Source organism: Corynebacterium sp. HMSC055A01, assembly GCF_001809405.1.
In the GTDB taxonomy this organism is placed as follows: domain Bacteria; phylum Actinomycetota; class Actinomycetes; order Mycobacteriales; family Mycobacteriaceae; genus Corynebacterium; species Corynebacterium hesseae.
On sequence record NZ_KV797552.1, the window covers coordinates 1 to 338 of the forward strand.

Below are 338 nucleotides of genomic sequence, written 5' to 3' on the forward strand. Positions count from 1 at the left end.
GTTTGTTGATGTCGTGGGGCCTGATGTGTGGTTCAAGTGATGGGGTGACACAGTGTAGTAGCCATGCCGCTTAGTGGATTGTTGGTGTAAGCGTGTGAGGTGGTGTGTAGGCAAATCCGCACACCGTTTAACCTGAGGCGTGATGCGTAGCCCGAGTGTGGGTGAAGTTGGTGATCTAGTACTGTCGAGAAAAGCCTCTAGCGATGTGGATGTATGGCCCGTACCCTAAACCGACACAGGTGGTCAGGTTGAAAATACTAAGGCGTTCGGGTGAACTGTGGTTAAGGAACTCGGCAAAATGCCCCCGTAACTTCGGGAGAAGGGGGACCACACGACTT

General features: G+C 52.7%; 1 rRNA gene. It reads left to right on the forward strand.

The annotated features are described in order from the left end of the window. Positions 1 to 338 (forward strand): 23S ribosomal RNA (locus tag HMPREF2604_RS02995); the annotation flags it as partial.